The organism is Escherichia sp. WS33 (genome assembly GCF_046486385.1).
GTDB lineage: Bacteria > Pseudomonadota > Gammaproteobacteria > Enterobacterales > Enterobacteriaceae > ECMA0423.
This window is the reverse complement of the sequence record NZ_JBJQLJ010000004.1, coordinates 13,235-34,169: the sequence shown is the minus strand read 5'-3', so window position 1 is coordinate 34,169 and position 20,935 is coordinate 13,235. Positions and strand designations below refer to the sequence as shown.

21 protein-coding genes are annotated in these 20,935 nt (G+C 51.2%); 7 read left to right on the top strand and 14 right to left on the bottom strand.

Annotated elements, in window-relative coordinates; translation table 11 throughout:
- Window positions 1-6: 6 nt before the first annotated feature.
- Both scpB and scpC read left to right on the top strand, forming a co-directional pair.
- Window positions 7-792, top strand: coding sequence for a methylmalonyl-CoA decarboxylase (gene scpB, locus ACJHXA_RS04825; protein WP_000122080.1), 786 nt, complete (start codon window positions 7-9; stop codon window positions 790-792).
- Between the two features lie 23 nt (window positions 793-815).
- Complete coding sequence (gene scpC / locus ACJHXA_RS04820) at window positions 816-2,294, top strand: propionyl-CoA:succinate CoA transferase (protein WP_000449941.1); 1,479 nt, start codon at window positions 816-818, stop codon at window positions 2,292-2,294.
- On the opposite strand, the gene srsR is transcribed toward scpC, so the two are convergent.
- The 7 genes from srsR to epd form a co-directional block, all read right to left on the bottom strand.
- The gene (gene srsR, locus ACJHXA_RS04815) at window positions 2,291-3,187 is read right to left on the bottom strand and encodes a LysR family transcriptional regulator SrsR (protein WP_000350806.1); all 897 of its coding nucleotides are present in this window, start codon (window positions 3,185-3,187) and stop codon (window positions 2,291-2,293) included. The genes scpC and srsR overlap by 4 nt on opposite strands.
- Before the next feature lie 166 nt (window positions 3,188-3,353).
- Complete coding sequence (locus tag ACJHXA_RS04810) at window positions 3,354-4,094, bottom strand: oxidative stress defense protein (protein ID WP_000669834.1); 741 nt, start codon at window positions 4,092-4,094, stop codon at window positions 3,354-3,356.
- 92 nt (window positions 4,095-4,186) lie between these two features.
- Window positions 4,187-4,822 (bottom strand): arginine exporter ArgO, encoded by a 636-nt coding sequence (gene argO / locus ACJHXA_RS04805; RefSeq protein ID WP_000493360.1) that lies wholly within the window; start codon window positions 4,820-4,822, stop codon window positions 4,187-4,189.
- Window positions 4,823-4,960: 138 nt separating this feature from the next.
- Complete coding sequence (gene mscS / locus ACJHXA_RS04800; RefSeq protein WP_000389818.1) at window positions 4,961-5,821, bottom strand: small-conductance mechanosensitive channel MscS; 861 nt, start codon at window positions 5,819-5,821, stop codon at window positions 4,961-4,963.
- Between the two features lie 357 nt (window positions 5,822-6,178).
- Entirely contained in the window at window positions 6,179-7,258 is a 1,080-nt protein-coding gene (gene fbaA / locus ACJHXA_RS04795; RefSeq protein WP_000034372.1) for a class II fructose-bisphosphate aldolase, read from the bottom strand.
- Window positions 7,259-7,472: 214 nt separating this feature from the next.
- Window positions 7,473-8,636, bottom strand: a complete 1,164-nt coding sequence (pgk, locus tag ACJHXA_RS04790; protein ID WP_000111269.1) for a phosphoglycerate kinase — start codon at window positions 8,634-8,636, stop codon at window positions 7,473-7,475.
- A gap of 49 nt (window positions 8,637-8,685) precedes the next feature.
- Window positions 8,686-9,705, bottom strand: coding sequence for an erythrose-4-phosphate dehydrogenase (epd, locus tag ACJHXA_RS04785; RefSeq protein WP_000218480.1), 1,020 nt, complete (start codon window positions 9,703-9,705; stop codon window positions 8,686-8,688).
- Between the two features lie 371 nt (window positions 9,706-10,076).
- Here epd and ACJHXA_RS04780 point away from each other — a divergent pair, with 371 nt between their 5' ends.
- Genes ACJHXA_RS04780 through ACJHXA_RS04760 form a run of 5 tightly spaced genes read left to right on the top strand, consistent with a single transcriptional unit; the run spans window position 10,077 to window position 13,153 of the window.
- A complete protein-coding gene (locus tag ACJHXA_RS04780) occupies window positions 10,077-10,508 on the top strand; it encodes a PPC domain-containing DNA-binding protein (RefSeq protein ID WP_000988693.1) in 432 nt (143 codons plus the stop codon).
- A gap of 22 nt (window positions 10,509-10,530) precedes the next feature.
- Window positions 10,531-11,109 (top strand): ECF transporter S component, encoded by a 579-nt coding sequence (locus ACJHXA_RS04775; protein WP_000124317.1) that lies wholly within the window; start codon window positions 10,531-10,533, stop codon window positions 11,107-11,109.
- Window positions 11,110-11,817: an energy-coupling factor transporter transmembrane component T gene (locus ACJHXA_RS04770; RefSeq protein WP_000553217.1), complete on the top strand. Its 708-nt coding sequence runs from the start codon at window positions 11,110-11,112 to the stop codon at window positions 11,815-11,817.
- Window positions 11,805-12,482: an ABC transporter ATP-binding protein gene (locus ACJHXA_RS04765; RefSeq protein WP_000256969.1), complete on the top strand. Its 678-nt coding sequence runs from the start codon at window positions 11,805-11,807 to the stop codon at window positions 12,480-12,482. Before ACJHXA_RS04770 ends, ACJHXA_RS04765 begins: the two co-directional genes overlap by 13 nt.
- Complete coding sequence (locus ACJHXA_RS04760; RefSeq protein WP_000956871.1) at window positions 12,476-13,153, top strand: ABC transporter ATP-binding protein; 678 nt, start codon at window positions 12,476-12,478, stop codon at window positions 13,151-13,153. The genes ACJHXA_RS04765 and ACJHXA_RS04760 overlap by 7 nt, the downstream gene beginning before the upstream one ends.
- Here the strand turns inward: ACJHXA_RS04760 and ACJHXA_RS04755 are convergent.
- From ACJHXA_RS04755 to tkt, 7 genes are all read right to left on the bottom strand, one after another.
- Entirely contained in the window at window positions 13,125-13,838 is a 714-nt protein-coding gene (locus tag ACJHXA_RS04755; protein ID WP_000687753.1) for a nucleoside/nucleotide kinase family protein, read from the bottom strand. The two genes, ACJHXA_RS04760 and ACJHXA_RS04755, sit on opposite strands and share 29 nt — an antisense overlap.
- Entirely contained in the window at window positions 13,835-14,344 is a 510-nt protein-coding gene (fumE, locus tag ACJHXA_RS04750; protein ID WP_000224138.1) for a fumarase E, read from the bottom strand. Before fumE ends, ACJHXA_RS04755 begins: the two co-directional genes overlap by 4 nt.
- A 21-nt stretch (window positions 14,345-14,365) precedes the next feature.
- Window positions 14,366-15,331 (bottom strand): class II fructose-bisphosphatase, encoded by a 966-nt coding sequence (gene glpX / locus ACJHXA_RS04745; RefSeq protein WP_000987277.1) that lies wholly within the window; start codon window positions 15,329-15,331, stop codon window positions 14,366-14,368.
- Window positions 15,328-16,605 (bottom strand): zinc-binding dehydrogenase, encoded by a 1,278-nt coding sequence (locus ACJHXA_RS04740; RefSeq protein WP_000853221.1) that lies wholly within the window; start codon window positions 16,603-16,605, stop codon window positions 15,328-15,330. The genes glpX and ACJHXA_RS04740 overlap by 4 nt, the downstream gene beginning before the upstream one ends.
- Window positions 16,606-16,619: 14 nt before the next feature.
- Entirely contained in the window at window positions 16,620-18,008 is a 1,389-nt protein-coding gene (gene cmtA / locus ACJHXA_RS04735) for a PTS mannitol transporter subunit IICB (RefSeq protein ID WP_000428805.1), read from the bottom strand.
- Window positions 18,009-18,035: 27 nt separating this feature from the next.
- Complete coding sequence (cmtB, locus tag ACJHXA_RS04730) at window positions 18,036-18,479, bottom strand: PTS mannitol transporter subunit IIA (RefSeq protein ID WP_001239650.1); 444 nt, start codon at window positions 18,477-18,479, stop codon at window positions 18,036-18,038.
- Between the two features lie 313 nt (window positions 18,480-18,792).
- A complete protein-coding gene (gene tkt, locus ACJHXA_RS04725) occupies window positions 18,793-20,784 on the bottom strand; it encodes a transketolase (protein ID WP_000098614.1) in 1,992 nt (663 codons plus the stop codon).
- Window positions 20,785-20,935 lie beyond the last annotated feature (151 nt).

The window sequence follows — 20,935 nt, the reverse complement described above, 5'->3', positions numbered from 1 at the left end:
ATTTTTATGTCTTATCAGTATGTTAACGTTGTCACTATCAACAAAGTGGCGGTCATTGAGTTTAACTATGGCCGCAAACTTAATGCCTTAAGTAAAGTCTTTATTGATGATCTTATGCAGGCATTAAGCGATCTCAACCGGCCGGAAATTCGCTGTATCATTTTGCGCGCGCCGAGTGGATCCAAAGTCTTCTCCGCAGGCCACGATATTCACGAACTGCCGTCTGGCGGTCGCGATCCGCTCTCCTATGATGATCCATTGCGTCAAATCACCCGCATGATCCAAAAATTCCCGAAACCGATCATTTCGATGGTGGAAGGTAGTGTTTGGGGTGGCGCATTTGAAATGATCATGAGTTCCGATCTGATTATCGCCGCCAGTACCTCAACCTTCTCAATGACGCCTGTAAACCTCGGCGTCCCGTATAACCTGGTCGGCATTCACAACCTGACCCGCGACGCGGGCTTCCACATTGTCAAAGAACTGATTTTTACCGCTTCGCCAATCACCGCCCAGCGCGCGTTGGCTGTCGGCATCCTCAACCATGTTGTGGAAGTGGAAGAACTGGAAGATTTCACCTTACAAATGGCGCACCACATCTCTGAGAAAGCGCCGTTAGCCATTGCTGTTATCAAAGAAGAGCTGCGTGTACTGGGCGAAGCGCACACCATGAACTCCGATGAATTTGAACGTATTCAGGGGATGCGACGCGCGGTTTATGACAGCGAAGATTACCAGGAAGGAATGAACGCTTTCCTCGAAAAACGTAAACCTAATTTCGTTGGTCATTAATCCCTGCGAACGAAGGAGTAAAAATGGAAACTCAGTGGACAAGGATGACCGCCGATGAAGCGGCAGAAATTATCCAGCATAACGACATGGTGGCATTTAGCGGCTTTACCCCGGCGGGTTCGCCGAAAGCCCTACCCACCGCGATTGCCCGCAGAGCTAACGAACAGCATGAGGCCAAAAAGCCGTATCAAATTCGCCTGCTGACGGGGGCGTCAATCAGCGCCGCCGCTGACGATGTACTTTCTGACGCCGATGCTGTTTCCTGGCGTGCGCCATATCAAACATCGTCCGGTTTACGTAAAAAGATCAATCAGGGCGCGGTGAGTTTCGTTGACCTGCATTTGAGCGAAGTGGCGCAAATGGTCAATTACGGTTTCTTCGGCGACATTGATGTTGCCGTCATTGAAGCATCGGCACTGGCACCGGATGGTCGAGTCTGGTTAACCAGCGGGATCGGTAATGCGCCGACCTGGCTGCTGCGAGCGAAGAAAGTGATCATTGAACTTAATCACTATCACGATCCGCGCGTTGCAGAACTGGCAGATATTGTGATTCCTGGCGCGCCACCGCGGCGCAATAGCGTGTCGATCTTCCATGCAATGGATCGCGTCGGTACCCGCTATGTGCAAATCGATCCGAAAAAGATTGTCGCCGTCGTGGAAACCAACTTGCCCGACGCCGGTAATATGCTGGATAAGCAAAATCCCATGTGCCAGCAGATTGCCGATAACGTGGTCACGTTCTTATTGCAGGAAATGGCGCATGGGCGTATTCCGCCGGAATTTCTGCCGCTGCAAAGTGGCGTGGGCAATATCAATAATGCGGTAATGGCGCGTCTGGGGGAAAACCCGGAAATTCCTCCGTTCATGATGTATTCGGAAGTGCTACAGGAATCGGTGGTGCATTTACTGGAAACCGGCAAAATCAGCGGGGCCAGCGCCTCCAGCCTGACAATCTCGGCCGATTCCCTGCGCAAGATTTACGACAATATGGATTACTTTGCCAGCCGCATTGTGTTGCGTCCGCAGGAGATTTCCAATAACCCGGAAATCATCCGTCGTCTGGGCGTCATCGCTCTGAACGTCGGCCTGGAGTTTGATATTTACGGGCATGCCAACTCAACGCACGTAGCCGGGGTCGATCTGATGAACGGCATCGGCGGCAGCGGTGATTTTGAACGCAACGCGTATCTGTCGATCTTTATGGCTCCGTCGATTGCTAAAGAAGGCAAGATCTCAACCGTCGTGCCAATGTGCAGCCATGTTGATCACAGCGAACACAGCGTCAAAGTGATCATCACCGAACAAGGGATCGCCGATCTGCGCGGTCTTTCCCCGCTTCAACGCGCCCGCACTATCATTGATAATTGTGCACATCCTATGTATCGGGATTATCTGCATCGCTATCTGGAAAATGCGCCCGGCGGACATATTCACCACGATCTTAGCCACGTCTTCGACTTACACCGTAATTTAATTGCAACCGGCTCGATGCTGGGTTAATGGTTTGTCCCGTCACGATCTTCAGCAATATGCTGAAGCATCGTGGCGGTATAACGATGATTTCTGATTGAATAAAGATATTCCTGCATATACATCGGCCTGTGCGGCGCATCAAAATATTTCAGCGTTGCCGGATTCACCAGTCGCCAGGCAAAATGCGGGATCACCGTCAGAAAATGTCCGCGCTCCACGGCGCTGATTTTGGCCATAAAACTGTAGGGACGATAAATAATGGTGGGATTGATCCCACAAGGTCGCATATTCGCATCAATCATTGCTTCGAAGTTAGCCCGGTTTTGAAAGCGCATTTGTAGCCAGGGCAGCTCCTGAAGCAGCTCTTGCTCTTGACGCTCTTCATAACGGCGAGAAACGAGAAAGCCCAATCGCAGCGGTGGTAATTCACTGATAGTCAGGTTTTCCAGTTCCTGAACTCGTGCAGATACATGCTGTGGGGAGATAATAAAATCTAACTGACGGTCAAAAAGATTATCGATAACACCGTTTTCGCTGAACTCAACTGGCTGGGCGGTCACGCCTTCATACTTATCTCCGAGACTAATCAACTGATCGAAAATAATTGTCGGATAAGTATTATCTATGCCAATCACAATTTCTCGTGAACGACGCCCTGAGTTATGGATTTCATTATCAATCGCAGAAAGTCGTTGATAAACCGGGAACAGTTTTTGATACAGTTCCTGACCGGCTTTATTGAGGCTGATATTATTATCTTTGCGGGTAAATAGCGTATAGCCAATTTGTTCTTCCAGCGCGGCAATGCTTTTACCAAATGGCGAAGCCGTCATATGGATTTTTTCTGCCGCCCGGGCAATATTATTGGTTTGCGCTAATAAAATGAAATTGCGCATCTTTTTCGAAATAAAAATGTCCATCCCCCCTCCCCGCATCCTTGTCCGCTTAACCGTTTCAGTCAGCCTATCCTTGATGAAACCGCGAGCAAAGATAGGTGATTACGTCATGGTTTTACAGAAAATTACAGAAAAAGGAGGCAATATCGGGTAAAGGCATTAGCCCGACGAATACGTCGGGCTACAAGTATTATTGTGCTGCAGGTGTTTTAGCGGGTTGTTGATCCACAGGTTCTAACTGGAAGACCACATCGACCTGATCATCAAACTGAATAGCGGCCTGCTCGTAAGTTTCCTGGGCAGACACCGGCGCGGCATCGGCTTTCATCATCCGCACCATTGGGCTGGGCTGATAGTTGGAAACATGGTAGCGCACGCTATATACCGGCCCCAGTTTACGATGAAAGCCGTTCGCCAGTTCCTGCGCCTGATGAATCGCGTTATCAATCGCTGCCTTACGCGCTTTGTCTTTATAGGCATCCGGCTGCGCCACGCCCAGCGACACAGAACGAATTTCGTTAAGACCCGCCTTCAGCGCGCCATCCAGCAAGGAATTCAGTTTGTCTAACTGACGGAGCGTGACTTCCACCGTTCTCACAGCGCGGTAGCCTTTCAGGATACTTTTACCATCCTGATAATCATAATCTGGCTGGGTGCGTAAATTCGCTGAGCTGATATCTTTTTTCGCGATCTGATTGAGTTCAAGGAAGGAAATGTATTGTGCGACGCGCTCATCTGCCTGTTTCTTGGCTGTAGCGGCATCCTTCGCGGCCACGTTAACTTCAATCGCAAGAGTGGCAATGTCTGGCACCGCATCCACACTTGCCGTACCGGAGGTGACAATATGCGGTCCATCCGGCAATTCGTTAGCCTGCGCTGCCATCCCGCTAATACCCATTAATGCCGCCAGGGCGATAACTTTGAACTTCACGTTAGTCTCTCCGTGTTAATTGACTTGCCCAAAATTCAGGACCTCTGGAGGCAAGCTTAGCGCCTCTGTTTTATTTTTCCATCAGATAGCGCCTAACTGAACAAGGCTTGTGCATGAGCAATACCGTCTCTCGCCAGCTGCAAGGCTATAAACCACATGACACATCCCACTACCAGATTGATAATGCGCTGTGATTTTGCCGTGCGCAGGCGCGGTGCCAGCCAGGCTGCGAGAATAGCCAGCCCAAAGAACCACAGGAAAGAGGCGCTAATTGTCCCGAGCGCAAACCAACGTTTTGGTTCGACGTCAAGCTGCCCGCCAAGGCTGCCCAGTACAACAAAAGTATCCAGGTAAACATGCGGATTCAGCCAGGTCACTGCCAACATGGTGGCGATAATTTTCCATCTGCCTTGCTTCAGGACTTCGGCACTAGCTAACTCAATATTACTACTCATCGCTGTTTTAAAAGCGCCAAAACCATACCACAGCAAGAAGACTACGCCGCCCCAGGTGACCAGCGCCAGCAACCACGGCGACTGCATCAATAACGCGCTACCACCAAAAATCCCCGCGCAAATCAGGACCAAATCGCTGATAGCGCAAAGTAAGGCAATCATAATGTGATACTGACGACGAATGCCCTGATTCATCACAAAAGCATTTTGTGGGCCGAGCGGCAGAATCATAGCTGCCCCAAGAGCAAGACCTTGAAAGTAATAAGAAAACACGTTGGATATTCCGAATTAAGTATCTGATGCAGAGACTATATCGCGGGATTGTTATTAGCGGAAATTGATAATATTAATTGGCAATCAGAATAACTAATAAGAGAGAGGCCAGAGAGTATTATCTGGCCTCAGCGTTGATTACGCAGCTTTGTCTTCTTTCACCCGCTTAAAGTTCACATCCATTTGCGGGTACGGGAAGCTGATACCGGCGGCATCAAATTCACGTTTAATACGCTCCAGCACATCCCAGTACACGTTTTGCAGATCGCCGCTGTTGCTCCAGACGCGGACCACGAAATTAATCGACGATGCACCAAGTTCGTTCAGGCGCACAGTCATTTCGCGATCTTTCAAAATGCGATCTTCAGACTGGATAATATTGGTCAGGATCTGCTTAACCTGATCGATATCGGAATCATACGCCACGCCAATAATAAATTCGTTACGGCGAACTGGCTCGCGGGAGAAGTTAATAATATTTCCGGCAATAATTTTACCGTTCGGAATAACGATAATTTTACCGTCTGCAGTACGCATGGTGGTGGAGAAAATCTGCACACTCAGCACAGTACCGGCTACGCCGCCGAGGTCAACATATTCTCCGGCACGGAACGGGCGGAACATGACAAGTAACACGCCAGCGGCCAGGTTAGACAGTGACCCCTGCAAAGCCAGACCAACAGCTAAGCCTGCGGCACCGAGTACAGCAATGACGGACGCGGTTTGTACACCCACGCGTCCCAGTGCAGCGATTAGCGTAAAGGCGATAATACCGTAACGGACTAATGCAGAGAGAAAATCAGCAACAGTGGCATCGATTTTACGGGAGATCATCAGGCGATTCACCGCGTTGGAAATCATCCGCGCGATAATCAAACCAACGATGATGATCGCGAGTGCCGCCACGATGTTTACTGCATAACTTAGCAGCAGCGCCTGGTTAGCTACCAGCCAGCTTCCCGCGCCGTTTATGCTATCGACAACATTCAAATCTTCCATTCAATATTCCTTTTCAACTGACTCAAAATGGAGAAATACACTCCGCCGCCTTATGACGGGCAGTCTGACAAGGGTAAACAATAAAGCATAATTTTGCCAAATAGATCACAGATTTCTCATCTGAATCACCTTGCTTTTGGCGAAAAAATCCCCGCAGAGCGGGGCTCAGACAGATATCAATGTGCGCTTTGTCATGCCGGATGCGGCGTGAACGCCTTATCCGGCCTACAAAAACCTGCAAATTCAATATATTGCAGGATACGTGTAGGCCTGATAAGCGTAGCGCATCAGGCAATTTTGCTTTTGGCGAAAAAAAGACCCGCAGAGCGGGCCTTGAGATAAGCAGAAAGGAATATCTTACAGAACGTCGATCGCGTTCAGTTCCTGGAATGCTTTTTCCAGACGAGCGATCATCGAAGTCTGACCGGCACGCAGCCATACGCGCGGATCGTAGTATTTCTTGTTCGGCTGATCTTCGCCTTTCGGGTTACCCAGCTGACCCTGCAGATAAGCTTCGTTCGCTTTGTAGTAGTTCAGAACGCCTTCCCAGGTTGCCCATTGGGTATCGGTATCGATGTTCATTTTCACTACGCCGTAGCTTACGGAGTCTTTGATTTCCTGAGCAGTAGAACCGGAACCACCGTGGAATACGAAGTTCAGGCTGTTGTGCGGCAGGTTGTGTTTCTTAGAAACATATTCCTGAGAATCACGCAGGATGGTCGGAGTCAGAACCACGTTACCCGGCTTGTAAACACCGTGTACGTTACCGAAGGACGCTGCGATGGTGAAACGCGGGCTGATTTTGCTCAGCTCGGTGTATGCGTAATCAACGTCTTCCGGCTGGGTGTACAGTGCAGAAGCGTCCATGTGGCTGTTGTCCACGCCGTCTTCTTCACCACCGGTGCAACCCAGTTCGATTTCCAGAGTCATGCCGATTTTGGACATACGCTCCAGGTATTTAGAGCAGATTTCGATGTTCTCTTGCAGAGATTCTTCAGACAGGTCGATCATGTGAGAAGAGAACAGCGGCTTGCCGGTAGCAGCGAAGTGTTTTTCACCCGCGTCCAGCAGACCGTCGATCCACGGCAGCAGTTTCTTCGCGCAGTGGTCGGTGTGCAGGATAACCGGAACACCATAATGTTCAGCCATCTGGTGAACGTGATGCGCACCAGAGATCGCGCCCAGGATAGCAGCACCCTGCGGAACGTCAGATTTCACGCCTTTACCAGCGATAAAGGAAGCACCACCGTTGGAGAACTGAACGATAACCGGCGCTTTAACTTTAGCAGCGGTTTCCAGTACGGCGTTGATGGAGTCAGTACCGACGCAGTTTACTGCTGGCAGTGCGAAGTTGTTTTCTTTTGCTACCTGGAAAACTTTCTGTACGTCATCACCAGTGATTACGCCAGGTTTTACGAAATCAAAAATCTTAGACATGTCTCTTGTCCTGTATCGTCGGGCCTTATACTCGTCATACTTCAAGTTGCATGTGCTGCGTCTGCGTTCGCTCACCCCAGTCACTTACTTATGTAAGCTCCTGGGGATTCACTCTCTTGTCGCCTTCCTGCAACTCGAATTATTTAGAGTATGAAAAAATGCGTGCTCTAAAAGCGCGCTGAAACAAGGGCAGGTTTCCCTGCCCTGTGATTTTTTACTTCTTAGCGCGCTCTTCGAGCATCGCTACTGCAGGCAGTACTTTACCTTCCACGAATTCGAGGAATGCGCCGCCGCCAGTGGAGATGTAGGAGATTTTGTCAGCAATGCCGAACAGGTCGATTGCTGCCAGAGTGTCGCCGCCGCCAGCGATGGAGAACGCTTCGCTGTCTGCGATAGCGTTAGCCACGATTTCAGTACCTTTGCGGAAGTTCGGGAATTCGAACACGCCAACCGGACCGTTCCACAGAATGGTTTTCGCATTCTTCAGGATTTCAGCCAGTTCCTGAGCGGAAGCATCACCGATATCCAGGATCTGCTCGTCAGCTTTCACATCGTTAACAGATTTCAGGGTAGCCGGTGCAGTTTCAGAGAACTCGGTTGCTACGCGAACATCAGACGGAACCGGGATGTTGCAGGTGGTCAGCAGACGTTTAGCTTCGTCAACCAGGTCAGCTTCGTACAGGGATTTACCCACATCGTGGCCTTGTGCCGCGATAAAGGTGTTAGCGATACCACCACCAACAATCAGCTGGTCAGCGATTTTAGACAGGGAGTCCAGAACGGTCAGTTTGGTAGATACTTTAGAACCACCAACGATAGCCACCATCGGGCGAGCAGGTTCTTTCAGTGCTTTACCCAGCGCGTCCAGTTCAGCTGCCAGCAGCGGGCCTGCGCACGCAACGTCAGCGAATTTACCGATACCGTGAGTAGAAGCCTGCGCGCGGTGAGCAGTACCGAATGCGTCCATTACGAACACGTCACACAGTGCAGCGTATTTTTTGGACAGGGTTTCGTCGTCTTTCTTCTCGCCTTTGTTGAAGCGAACGTTTTCCAGAACAACCAGTTCACCTTCAGCAACGTCAACGCCGTCGAGGTAATCTTTAACCAGACGAACCGGGTTAGACAGTTTGTCTTTCAGGTAGTTAACAACCGGCAGCAGAGAGAATTCTTCGTTGTACTCGCCTTCGGTAGGACGACCCAGGTGGGAAGTTACCATCACTTTTGCGCCTTGTTTCAGGGCCAGTTCGATGGTCGGCAGAGAAGCACGGATACGCGCGTCGCTGGTTACTTTCCCGTCTTTTACTGGTACGTTCAGATCCGCACGGATAAATACACGTTTCCCAGCAAGATCCAGATCGGTCATCTTAATTACAGACATGGTGAATCCTCTCGTTGATTCTAAAAGTTTTGCAGACGCTGCTTGCGTCTTACCTGAAAGCAACAGTAGCCATAGCTAACGTCGTGTCGAGCATTCGGTTAGCAAAGCCCCATTCGTTATCGCACCAGACCAACGTTTTGATCAGGTGTGCGCCACTGACCCGGGTTTGGGTGCCATCGACAATGGCACTGTGCGGATCGTGGTTAAAATCTACAGAGACCAACGGCAATTCCGTATAGTCAACTATACCATGAAATGCACCTTGTGCTGCTTTTTGCAGCAACAGGTTGACTTCATTGGCTTTTACAGGTTTCTTCACCGTCACGCTTAAATCGATTGCCGTCACATTTATGGTTGGCACACGTACCGCAATCGCTTCAAAGCGATCGTTAAATTGCGGAAAAAATCGTGTGATACCGGCGGCCAGTTTAGTATCGACCGGAATGATCGACTGGCTGGCTGCCCGGGTGCGACGCAGGTCAGGATGGTATGCATCAATAACCTGTTGATCGTGCATGGCGGAGTGAATTGTGGTCACTGTGCCGGACTCAATACCGTACGCATCATCTAACAATTTGATGACGGGAATTATGCAATTCGTGGTACAGGAAGCGTTAGAAACGATGCGGTGTTCCGCACGAAGTTGATCCTGATTGACGCCGTAAACAACGGTCGCGTCGAGATCGTTACTGCCAGGATGTGAAAAGAGCACTTTTTTGGCCCCGGCGGCAATATGCGCTTCGCCATGCTCGCGGGAGCCATATACGCCGGTGCAGTCGAGGACTACATCAACGCCAAGTTCACGCCAGGGGAGCGATTGCAGTGAACGTTCATGCAATACGCGGATGGCGTCATCACCAACAAAAAGTTGATCGCGTTCCTGTCGTACTTCCCATGCAAAACGGCCATGGCTGGTGTCATATTTCAACAAATGCGCCATGCCCGCAGCATCCGCCAGTTCGTTGATTGCCACCACGGTAATTTCCGCCCGGCGTCCGGATTCATACAAAGCACGAACCACATTACGCCCGATGCGACCGAAGCCATTTATCGCTACGCGTACGGTCATAGATCTCCTGCAAGGTTTTCCCTGAGCAAATTTGCCAGACAGAGTAATCCAGCAAATCGTCCGGGGAAACCTTACCTGTCGCAAACTGCGACTGATTGGTTAATTGTCGAACATTTAATCGACTGAAACGCTTCAGCTAGGATAAGCGAAACGTGGAATAAAAGGAATGATTGTCCAGTCAAAGAAAGCAATTATCTGACTTACGTCACGTTTTCAGCCCCGCCCCTGTGGAATTTATTCCACTTTGCAGAATCACGAATAAGCGTAGCAAAATCTTTTCGTTGTGCCGTCACAAACCCTGACTTATATCAGAATATGACTGATGCAGCGTCGATATTATCCGCAATACGTCCGAGTTTCGGAGTACTCCAATGATGACATTGCCCTACCCATATTCTTCCTCCGCACGCTTTTACGCACTGCGCCTCCTCCCCGGGCAGGAAGTTTTTTCCCAGCTACACGCTTTTGCACAGCAGCATCAACTTCATGCCGCCTGGATTGCAGGCTGTACCGGTAGCCTGACTGACGTCGCCTTGCGCTATGCCGGGCAAGAAGGCACCACGCTCCTGAACGGTACATTCGAAGTGATCTCACTAAACGGCACGCTGGAACAGAGTGGTGAGCATCTTCATCTCTGCGTTTCCGATCCACACGGCACGATGCTTGGCGGTCATATGATGCCCGGCTGTACCGTGCGGACCACGCTTGAACTGGTGATCGGTAGCCTTGAGGAACTGGCGTTTAGCCGCCAACCTTGCGCGCTTTCTGGTTACGACGAGTTGCATATTTCCCCCGTTAAATAACTACTTTCAAAGAGGTTTTCTTATGGCGCGTAGCCACTTTTCCAGTCAGGCACTGGTGTTGATCGTTATATCTATCGCCATCAATATGATCGGCGGGCAACTGGCCAGCATGGTCAAATTACCTATATTTCTCGACTCCATCGGCACACTTATTAGCGCGGTACTGCTTGGTCCGGTGATCGGAATGCTGACCGGCTTACTGACCAATTTACTCTGGGGATTGCTGACCAACCCGATCGCCGCCGCATTTGCACCCGTCGCGATGGTCATCGGCCTGGTCGCCGGTTGCCTGGCGCGAGCGGGTTGGTTTCGCACCCTGCCAAAAGTCGTTGTCAGCGGCGTGATTATTACGCTTGCGGTAACGGTCGTCGCTGTACCGCTGCGTACTGCGCTGTTCGGCGGTGTCACCGGTAGCGGAGCCGATTTGTTCGTTGCCTGGATGCACTCGATGGGGCAAAACCTGGTGGAGTCGGTGGCGATTACGGTGATAGGCGCGAACCTGGTCGATAAAATTCTTACAGCGGTGATTGTCTGGCTTTTACTGCGCCAGCTGCCGATTCGCACCACGCGCCATTTTCCGGCAATGGCTGCCGTGCGCTAAATGCATCCATTTACCTCATTAACACTGTGGGCATTGGCGGCCTGCACCACGCTTATCCTGCCCGCGCAGACCATTTTGCCAATCTATAGCGCGGCGACCTTTTTCTGCCTTATTGCGCTAAAGGCCACGCGGCGGCGGGCAAAATATGTCGTCTGGCTGATGTTCTCGCTGGGAGCCGGGCTGTGGCTGGTACACGGTGGCTGGCTACCAGAATGGCTAAGCGGCACGCCACGCTCGCCAGAACGGTGGTCGCATGCTATTACGCTCTGGTTGCGGATTCTGGCGATTGTTTCAACCTCACAGTTGTGGATGCAGTACGTCCCCGTGCAATGTTTTATTCGCGCTCTGTTTGCTTCTCGCCTGCCGCCAGGCGTCGCTTATCTGTTTGCCGGGCCGTTATTGGTCGTTGAGCAGTTAAAACGGCAATTAGCGATTATTCATGAAGCGCAGCGTGCCCGCGGCGTGCCGCTGGATGAGGGCTGGTATCAGCGTTTACGTGCGATGCCCGCGTTAATTATTCCGCTAACACACAATGCGCTTAACGATCTGGCTGTCCGTGGTGCGGCGCTGGATATGCGGGCATTTCGGATCCACAACCGACGAACAACGTTGTGGGCACCAGCCGATAGCACCCTACAACGCGTAGCGCGTTACACCATGATCTTGCTGATGCTGACAGAATTCGGAGCGTGGATATGGTTACGTTAGAACAGTTCCGTTATTGCCCGACACACTCAACGCATCCTCCGTTCTGTTATGACTTTCACTATGTCAAACCGGGGATGGTCGCCATCTTTGGTGACAACGGCAGTGGCAAAAGTACGCTGGCACAGCTGATGGCGGGCTGGTATCCGGACTTTCTGCCAGGAGAGATAACAGGCACGGGGACGCTCCTCGGTACGCCCATTGGGCATCTCCCGCTTAATGAACAATCCGCCACCATCCAGCTCGTCCAGCAATCGCCCTATTTGCAGCTCTCCGGCTGTACCTTTAGCGTGGAAGAAGAAGTTGCCTTTGGGCCAGAAAATCTGTGTCTTGCTGAAGCAGAGATTATGGCGCGGATTGATGCCGCCCTGACTCTGACCGAGTGCCAGCCGTTGCGCCATCGTCACCCGGCAACACTCTCCGGTGGAGAGACACAGCGCGTGGTCATCGCCTGCGCCATCGCGATGCAGCCAAAGCTCTTAATTCTTGATGAAGCCTTTAGCCGCCTGACTCCGCAGGCCAGCGAAATGCTGTTGCAGCGCTTACAACACTGGGCGTTTGAACGTGGTTCGCTGATTATTCTTTTTGAACGTCATCGCACACCTTTCCTGAACTACTGCCAGCAAGCGTGGCAATTGCAAAACGGAGCGCTCCAGCCACTATGTTAACGTTAAATAAGATATCTTATCGCTGGCCTGGCGCGGCAACGGATTGTCTTTGCGACATTTCTCTGCAACTCAAACAAGGTGAATGGTTGGCGCTGACCGGCGACAATGGCGCGGGAAAATCGACGCTGTTACGAGTAATGGCAGGTCTTCTTACGCCCACAGCCGGTACGGTTATGCTGCAACAACAGGCGATGAAAAACCTGAAAAACCGCCAGCGCGCGGCAAAGGTTGGCGTACTGTTTCAGGAAGCGGAAAACCAACTTTTTCACAGCACCGTCGCTGACGAGATCGCATTTGGTTTGAAACTGCAAAAATGCCCGGCGGATGAAATCACTCAACGTACCCATGCTGCCCTGCAATGTTGTCAGTTAGCAGACACTGCCAACTCGCACCCGTTGGATCTGCATAGTGCGCAGCGACGGATGGTCGCCGTCGCCTGCCTGGAAGCACTCTCTCCGCCACTATTGCTGCTGGACGAGCCGAGTCGGGATTTTGACGAAAATTGGTTGAGCGTGTTTGAAAGCTGGCTGGAGAAGTGCGGCCAGCGAGGCACGAGCGTCGTAGCAATCAGTCATGACGCCGCATTTACCCGGCGTCATTTCTCTCGTGTGGTGCGACTGGAAGATGGTCTAATCAGGAACGTTAATCCACCAGACGATATTCACCCGTAGCGGTCATCATTAAGGTCAAATTTGCAGGCAGACTCTCTTCCAGCACCCGGCGAACATTCGGCCCGTCGGTACGGTCATAAAAAGCTTCTGCGTCTGCCAGCGATACCCCTCCCGCCAGCTTGCGCCCTACCAGTCGTTCCCGCAACGCAGTAGCTGGCGCGTTGATAAAGATCGAGAAATCACAAAATTGCGCAAGCTGGCACCACTTCTCGTCGTCCAGCAACAACCAGTTTCCTTCGACGATGACGAGTGGTGCGGTAACGTGCAACGCATCTTCAACAGGATCATGCTTTTGTCGATCGTACTGCGGCCACGTACAATCTCCTTCCACGACCTGGCGCAGATTTTCCGCCAGTTTCACAACGTCAAATGTCTCTGGTGCGCCTTTGAAGGGGCGCAATTGATGCGCGTCCAGCCAGCTATTGTAATGGTGAAAACCATCCATCGGGAGCGTCTGAATAGCGGGCAGTTCCGGGTCTTGTTGCGCGAGATATTCCCAGAAGGTAGTTAAGGTAGATTTACCCGTCCCCGGCGGAGCGCAAAGAAAAACCACCGTACGTCGCTGCGAACTTACCGCCTGTAAGGCCGCCAGCATACGCAGTAGCGGTTTATGCACGCGTTCTATCTCTTCATCATGGTACTGCGCTTGCACGTTCAGCCCATTCACCGTTAATTCAATTTTCACGGCGTTAATTCCTTTAAGGTGGTCGTTACTGCCAGCGTCAGCGCCGTTTTGACCATTCCGCTAAAACGCGCCTCTGACCAGACGGCGAAATCGGCGAACTTCATCGCTTTTAACGCATCATAGAGCGTCGCATTGCAGGTTATGCTATTGACGTTGCTGATAAAATCCCAGGTCATGTCATCGGCAAATCCGGGCGTTTCATCCTGTTCGTTCAGGTAATGCCAGTACTGGGAAAAGTGCGTGATATCGGCATACAGCCATTTATCCATTTTCCCCAGCGCATAAATCAAACGCAGCGCAACATCAATATCGTCAAGCGGGCCGCTTTGGGCGAGTAACGGCTTCACTGCATATTCGACGATCTCTTCATCGTTATCGACAAACAGCGACGGCAGAAACTGGCGTATCCCCTGGAGCAAAATAGAATGCGCAGTTTTCATAAATGAAAATAAATTGTCCTGTGCATCCAGTTGCTCAAGCACATCATCTTCTGTCAGCGTCGCCATTGGTCTTCCGATAGATCACCATCAATGCAGGGAGTCTATTATATTACACGTTTGGTCCGCGCCGCCGATCAGTAATGTCTGCGTCCGCACCCCATTCGCCGTCTGTTGGATACCGTTCACCAACTCGCCGCCCGTCACGCCCGTAGCGCTAAAGAGGATATCGTTCCCCCTCACCAGTTCATCGAGCGAGTACACACGGTTAACGTCAACGCCCATTGCCTTACAACGCTTGCGCTCCTGCTCTGCAATCTGCCGATTTTCCGTGTAATCCCCTTTAGCCTGACAAAAGTCAATCAGCTCGGCCTGCATATCCCCACCTAATGCTTTAACGGCACAGGCAGAAATCACGCCTTCTGGCGCACCGCCGATGGTGTACATCACGTCGTAAGGATTATCCTGCCAGCAGGTCAGCACGCTGGCGGCGACATCGCCATCCGGCAGAGCGAAAACCTTCACGCCCAGCTGTGTTGCTTCTTCAATCGCGGCACTCAGGCGCGGTTTATCCAGCGTAACCATGCGCAGCTTGTCCAGCGGTTTACCTAACGCCCGCGCCACGTTACGCAAGTTGTCCGCCAGAGGCAAAGACAGATCAATCGCCCCGGCAGCCAGTCGATTAACAACCAGCTTTTTCATATACATATCGGGCGCATGTAACAGGCTATCTCGAGGGGCGAAAGCCATGACCGCCAGCGCATTGCTCTGCCCCATCGCTACCATCCGCGTGCCTTCAATCGGGTCAACCGCGATATCGACTTCTGGCCCATCGCCTTTGCCCACCTCTTCGCCAATCCACAGCATCGGCGCATGGTCAATTTCTCCTTCGCCGATAACCACTCGTCCACGAAAAGCGACGTCGTTTAATGCCTGGCGCATCGCGGTGACCGCCAGGCCATCAATTTTATTTTTGTCGCCACATCCGGTTTGCGGCCAGGCAGCCAACGCTGCCTGTTCCGTAACGCGAAATAATGGCCACGCCAGGGACATCATTGCGCGGCCTCCCCGATATCAACGCCAAATTGTGCCAGCAGATATTTCTCGGCCTGTTCATTCCAGATGCCGTGCGTTTCCTCAACCAGCCGCGCCAACTCTTTAAACAGCGGATCGGTTTTGCCTTTTTCGGCAAAATCGGCAATGGCAGTGAGCGGCATGGTCACGCCGTTATAAATGAGTTTTTTACCGCCAGGGATATCCGGCAGATTGAGCACGGTATCTGGCACCGCATCCAGCCCACCGATATGCGTGACCATAAAGGACGGCTGCAACTGCCCCGTGGCGCTTAACGCAATCGCCTCTTTCATGTCGTCCGTTGAACCGCCGGATGTACCGACTACGTGCGTGCTGTTGTAATGGACGTTGTAGAAATTAAACGGCACTTTGAAGTTTTTATCCGTCGGCCCGGCAAAGAAGTTCAGACAGCCATCTTCCGCCAGTAATTCGTCAGCCATCTCAACGACAGCAGGCACCGCCGCATAAACAAAAATGTCATCGAACCCGACATCTCCTGTCAGCGCCCGCAGCGTCTGGACCGGATCGCTCATCCCTTTGGTATTCACATACACCAGCTCAATGCCTTTACTGGCCGCCAGATCCACCGGCAGCAGCTTCTGCACCTGCGCCAGACGTTTGTCGTCGATATCGACCACCACCACCCGCGACGGTTGTATGCCGCCGTTAATGGCGTAATCGATAGCGCCAATGCCCATCGGACCTGCACACGCCAGCAGTGCAATATTGCCGCCAGGTTTGACGCCCATGCGATGCTCATAAACATATTGCGTGGTGTGATAATTGGCATGATAAGCACCAATAATGCAGCACATAGGCTCTGCCAGCGACGCCGCAGCAAAATAAGAGCCGTGATACGGTAATACGCAGCCCAAATTAATGGCGATTTCGGGAATAATCATATAAGTGGCATTGCCGCCAAAATATTCGTAGCTGTAGCCCGCTGAATATCCGCTTGGTAACCCCATCGCTGGTTGCAATACAAAACGCTGGCCTTTTTTATATTTGCCAGTGAGATTTTTACCCACTTCGACAATAACCCCGGCACATTCATGCCCGGTAATGACCGGATGATTTTCTAAATCGTCGGGTACGCGTTTATGTTCACTACCGAGTAACGCAGCTTTCCAGGTGGATAAACAGACGCTGTCAGAAATTACACTCACCAGTAATTCATTATCGGTAATTTCTGGCAGTTCAAATTCGCGCAGACGGACATCCCGCTTGCCATAAATAGCAGCAACTTTGGTTTTCATTTTTACCTCTGTAATCAGTGTTTATGTTCGGCGGTTAATTGATTAAATAAAGTGTCGAGTTTTGGATCGCCAATATAGTTATTAATCAATATCAGCGGTTTATCCGTAACACGTTTCACGCGCCCTTCCAGACTGGCATGAGTAACGACGATATCGGCATCCGCAGGCACGTTTTCTATCGCGTAATGTTTTACTTCTATTGCCAGCCCCGCTTTTTCCAGGCGTTTACGGAAGGTGGTCGCGCCCATCGCACTGGAGCCCATCCCCGCATCGCAAACAAAGGCGATACGCTTAACCCTGCTTAACGAGAATGCACCCTCTTGTTTCATCGCCTTAACCGCATTGGCTGACTGAGCAAACTCATCTTCGCTCTCCGTTTCCACCGTTTTTTCCATCTTCAGTATCAGCGAAGTAATAGCAAAGGACACCAGGGTACCTACCGTAACACCGGCAATTGTCGCCAGGAACGAGCCTTTCGGCGTCAGTGCCAGGTAAGCAAAGATAGACCCCGGACTTGGGCCAGCCACCAGACCACCGTCCAGTAAGTTAAACATCCAGGTACCAGACATACCGCCCGCAATCATGGCAATAATAGTCAGCGGCTTCATCAGCACATATGGGAAATACAGTTCGTGGATCCCACCGAGGAAGTGAATAATCATCGCCCCGGGCGCAGAACGTTTACTCATCCCTTTACCAAACAAGGTAAACGCCAGCAGCAGCCCCAGGCCCGGACCTGGGTTAGAGGCCACCATAAAGAAGATGGATTTACCGTTAACCGAAGCCTGTTGCATTCCCAGCGGATAATAGACGCCCTGATCGATCGCATTATTAAGGAAAAGCACTTTCGCCGGTTCATTGATGACTGACAGCAGAGGCAGATAACCCGCATGTACCAGCGCCTCGATACACTCTTTGACGAAAGTATTGGCAATTAACACCGCCGGGCCGATCACTTCAAAACCCAGCAGACAAAGGAGCATCCCCGCGATACCTAATGAGAAGTTATTGATAACCATCTCAAAACCGGCAGGTATGCGTTTTTCCAGTGCCTTATCGACATATTTTATGACCAACCCACCGAGCGGCCCCATGATCATTGAGCCAAGGAACATCGGGATCTCTGCGCCAACGATCACACCAATAGTACCTATTCCGCCCATGACCGCCCCGCGTTTACCGCCGACCAGATGACCACCTGTAGAACCAATCATCACGGGCAATAAATAGGTAATCATCGGGCCGACAATTTTGGCGAAATGTTCGTTAGGCAGCCAACCGGTGGGAATAAATAACGCAGTAATAAAACCCCAGGCAATAAAAGCACCAATATTGGGGATGACCATTGCAGTCAAAAAGCCCCCAAAAGCCTGGACCTTTGCACGAGCAGACTTGTTTTCCATAATATTATCCTGTAGAGGAGAGAGTAATTATCCGCGGCTGATAATGTCCGCTAATTGTTTTTCTGATGATGCTGTTAAGAGTTGTTCGAGTATTTCTTCTTCGCACAGTAATTCACTTAACGCCTGAATAGCGCCAATGTGCGAATCGGCATCGGCAGCAGAGAGTCCGATGAGTAATTTAATTGGTTCGTCATTCCCCGGAAAATAAACACCTTGTTCAAGTAATGTCAAAGACATCCCGGTTTTAAGCGCCCCACATTCCGGTCGCGCATGAGGCATTGCCACGCCTGGTGCGAGAATATAATAAGGGCCATTGTTAATGGTGGAATCTTTAATTGCCTGAATGTAATTCTCGCTGATATAGTTTTTATCCAGCAATGATACCATCGAGAAATCGATAGCTTCCTGCCAATCTTTTGCTGAATGTATAACTGAGATTGATGATTCTGGAAAATAATCACTAAGCCGCATAAATTATCCTTATTTTATTTTTAGGGTACCGTCCGGCGGTAAAAATAAAATACTCGTGCGGTTTAATGAAAGCAATTGAGCAGGGAAACCGATGTTTTGAAAACAGTGAATTATTAATTTCTTATATAACATTGAGTTATAGATATAACAACAAATGTCAATACGCATATCGTGATGCATATTACATAATTGATATTTATTGCATATAAATATTTGTGATCTACAACACGATTTATCTATTGCTTGTCCGCAAACGGACATATCAAGGTAATAAAAAAGGTCGCCGAAGCGACCTTTTTACCCGAAATGCTAATTACAGCAGTTCTTTTGCTTTCGCAACAACGTTATCAACAGTGAAGCCGAACTCTTCAAACAGCAGCTCTGCCGGAGCAGATTCACCGAAGGTGGTCATACCGACGATAGCACCGTTCAGGCCAACATACTTGTACCAGTAGTCAGCAATACCCGCTTCTACAGCAACGCGTGCAGTAACCGCTTTCGGCAGTACGGATTCACGGTAAGCAGCATCCTGCTTGTCAAATGCGTCGGTAGACGGCATGGACACCACGCGCGCTTTCACGCCTTCGGCAGTCAGTTTTTCGTAGGCAGCAACAGCCAGTTCAACTTCTGAACCGGTAGCGATGAAAATCAGTTCCGGCTGACCGGCGCAGTCTTTCAGCACATAACCACCGCGCGCGATGTTTGCCAGTTGCTCTTCAGTTCGTTCCTGCTGCGCCAGGTTCTGACGGGAGAGGATCAGTGCGGTCGGGCCGTCCTGACGCTCAACACCGTATTTCCACGCGACCGCGGATTCAACCTGGTCACACGGACGCCATGTAGACATGTTCGGGGTTACGCGCAGAGAAGCGACCTGCTCTACCGGCTGGTGAGTCGGGCCATCTTCGCCCAGACCGATGGAGTCGTGGGTGTAAACCATCACCTGACGCTGTTTCATCAGCGCAGCCATACGTACGGCGTTACGTGCGTATTCCACGAACATCAGGAAGGTGGAGGTGTACGGCAGGAAACCACCGTGCAGGGAGATACCGTTAGCAATCGCGGTCATACCGAACTCGCGAACACCGTAGTGGATGTAGTTACCCGCAGCATCTTCGTTGATTGCTTTAGAACCAGACCACAGGGTCAGGTTAGACGGTGCCAGGTCAGCAGAACCGCCGAGGAATTCCGGCAACAGCGGACCGAAAGCTTCGATAGCATTCTGAGACGCTTTACGGCTGGCGATTTTCGCCGGGTTAGCCTGCAGTTTAGCAATGAACTCTTTTGCTTTCGCGTCGAAGTCAGACGGCATTTCGCCTTTCATACGGCGGGTAAATTCAGCGGCTTCCTGCGGATAAGCTTTCGCGTAAGCAGCGAATTTCTCGTTCCATGCGGATTCTTTCGCCTGGCCTGCTTCTTTCGCATCCCACTGAGCATAGATTTCAGACGGGATTTCGAACGGTGCATATTTCCAGCCCAGCTGTTCGCGGGTCAGGGCAATTTCAGCGTCGCCCAGCGGCGCACCGTGGGAGTCGTGAGTACCGGCTTTGTTCGGGGAACCGAAACCGATGATGGTTTTGCACATCAGCAGGGACGGTTTGTCAGTCACTGCGCGCGCTTCTTCTACTGCGCGTTTGATGGATGCCGCGTCATGACCGTCGATGTCGCGAATAACGTGCCAGCCGTAAGCTTCGAAACGCATTGCGGTGTCGTCGGTGAACCAGCCTTCAACGTGACCATCAATAGAGATACCGTTGTCATCGTAGAACGCAATCAGTTTACCCAGCTTCAGCGTACCCGCCAGAGAGCAAACTTCGTGGGAGATGCCTTCCATCATGCAGCCGTCGCCCATGAAGGCATAGGTGTAGTGGTCGACAATGTCGTGGCCCGGACGGTTAAACTGCGCCGCCAGCGTTTTTTCTGCAATCGCCATACCGACTGCGTTGGCAATACCCTGACCCAGCGGACCGGTGGTGGTTTCCACACCAGCGGTGTAACCCACTTCCGGGTGACCCGGAGTTTTAGAGTGCAGCTGACGGAAGTTTTTCAGTTCTTCCATCGGCAGATCGTAACCGGTGAGGTGCAGCAGGCTGTAGATCAGCATGGAGCCGTGGCCGTTGGACAGCACGAAGCGGTCACGGTCAGCCCAGGACGGATTCTGCGGGTTGTGTTTCAGGAAATCACGCCACAGGACTTCGGCAATGTCAGCCATACCCATAGGGGCACCCGGGTGACCGGATTTGGCTTTCTGTACTGCGTCCATGCTCAGCGCACGAATAGCATTGGCAAGCTCTTTACGTGAGGACATTTTGACTCCAGATCGGATGATGAAGGGCACGCCCTTAACGACTTGACGACAGCGCGTTTTGGGCTACGCCGGAAAATTTGCCAACAATTTACCGCAAGCCGCGCGTCATGTACATGGAACATCCTTTTGCCGCTTCAGAAATCTCTGGATC

Excerpts from the sequence above, each read along its gene's own strand:
- scpB (WP_000122080.1), top strand. The coding sequence starts at position 7 with ATGTCTTATCAGTATGTTAACGTTGTCACTATCAACAAAGTGGCGGTC.
- scpC (WP_000449941.1), top strand. The coding sequence starts at position 816 with ATGGAAACTCAGTGGACAAGGATGACCGCCGATGAAGCGGCAGAAATT.
- srsR (WP_000350806.1), bottom strand. The coding sequence starts at position 3,187 with ATGGACATTTTTATTTCGAAAAAGATGCGCAATTTCATTTTATTAGCG.
- mscS (WP_000389818.1), bottom strand. The coding sequence starts at position 5,821 with ATGGAAGATTTGAATGTTGTCGATAGCATAAACGGCGCGGGAAGCTGG.
- fbaA (WP_000034372.1), bottom strand. The coding sequence starts at position 7,258 with ATGTCTAAGATTTTTGATTTCGTAAAACCTGGCGTAATCACTGGTGAT.
- pgk (WP_000111269.1), bottom strand. The coding sequence starts at position 8,636 with ATGTCTGTAATTAAGATGACCGATCTGGATCTTGCTGGGAAACGTGTA.
- epd (WP_000218480.1), bottom strand. The coding sequence starts at position 9,705 with ATGACCGTACGCGTAGCGATAAATGGCTTCGGTCGCATCGGGCGTAAT.
- ACJHXA_RS04780 (WP_000988693.1), top strand. The coding sequence starts at position 10,077 with ATGATGACATTGCCCTACCCATATTCTTCCTCCGCACGCTTTTACGCA.
- ACJHXA_RS04775 (WP_000124317.1), top strand. The coding sequence starts at position 10,531 with ATGGCGCGTAGCCACTTTTCCAGTCAGGCACTGGTGTTGATCGTTATA.
- ACJHXA_RS04770 (WP_000553217.1), top strand. The coding sequence starts at position 11,110 with ATGCATCCATTTACCTCATTAACACTGTGGGCATTGGCGGCCTGCACC.
- ACJHXA_RS04765 (WP_000256969.1), top strand. The coding sequence starts at position 11,805 with ATGGTTACGTTAGAACAGTTCCGTTATTGCCCGACACACTCAACGCAT.
- ACJHXA_RS04760 (WP_000956871.1), top strand. The coding sequence starts at position 12,476 with ATGTTAACGTTAAATAAGATATCTTATCGCTGGCCTGGCGCGGCAACG.
- fumE (WP_000224138.1), bottom strand. The coding sequence starts at position 14,344 with ATGGCGACGCTGACAGAAGATGATGTGCTTGAGCAACTGGATGCACAG.
- glpX (WP_000987277.1), bottom strand. The coding sequence starts at position 15,331 with ATGATGTCCCTGGCGTGGCCATTATTTCGCGTTACGGAACAGGCAGCG.
- ACJHXA_RS04740 (WP_000853221.1), bottom strand. The coding sequence starts at position 16,605 with ATGAAAACCAAAGTTGCTGCTATTTATGGCAAGCGGGATGTCCGTCTG.
- cmtA (WP_000428805.1), bottom strand. The coding sequence starts at position 18,008 with ATGGAAAACAAGTCTGCTCGTGCAAAGGTCCAGGCTTTTGGGGGCTTT.
- cmtB (WP_001239650.1), bottom strand. The coding sequence starts at position 18,479 with ATGCGGCTTAGTGATTATTTTCCAGAATCATCAATCTCAGTTATACAT.
- tkt (WP_000098614.1), bottom strand. The coding sequence starts at position 20,784 with ATGTCCTCACGTAAAGAGCTTGCCAATGCTATTCGTGCGCTGAGCATG.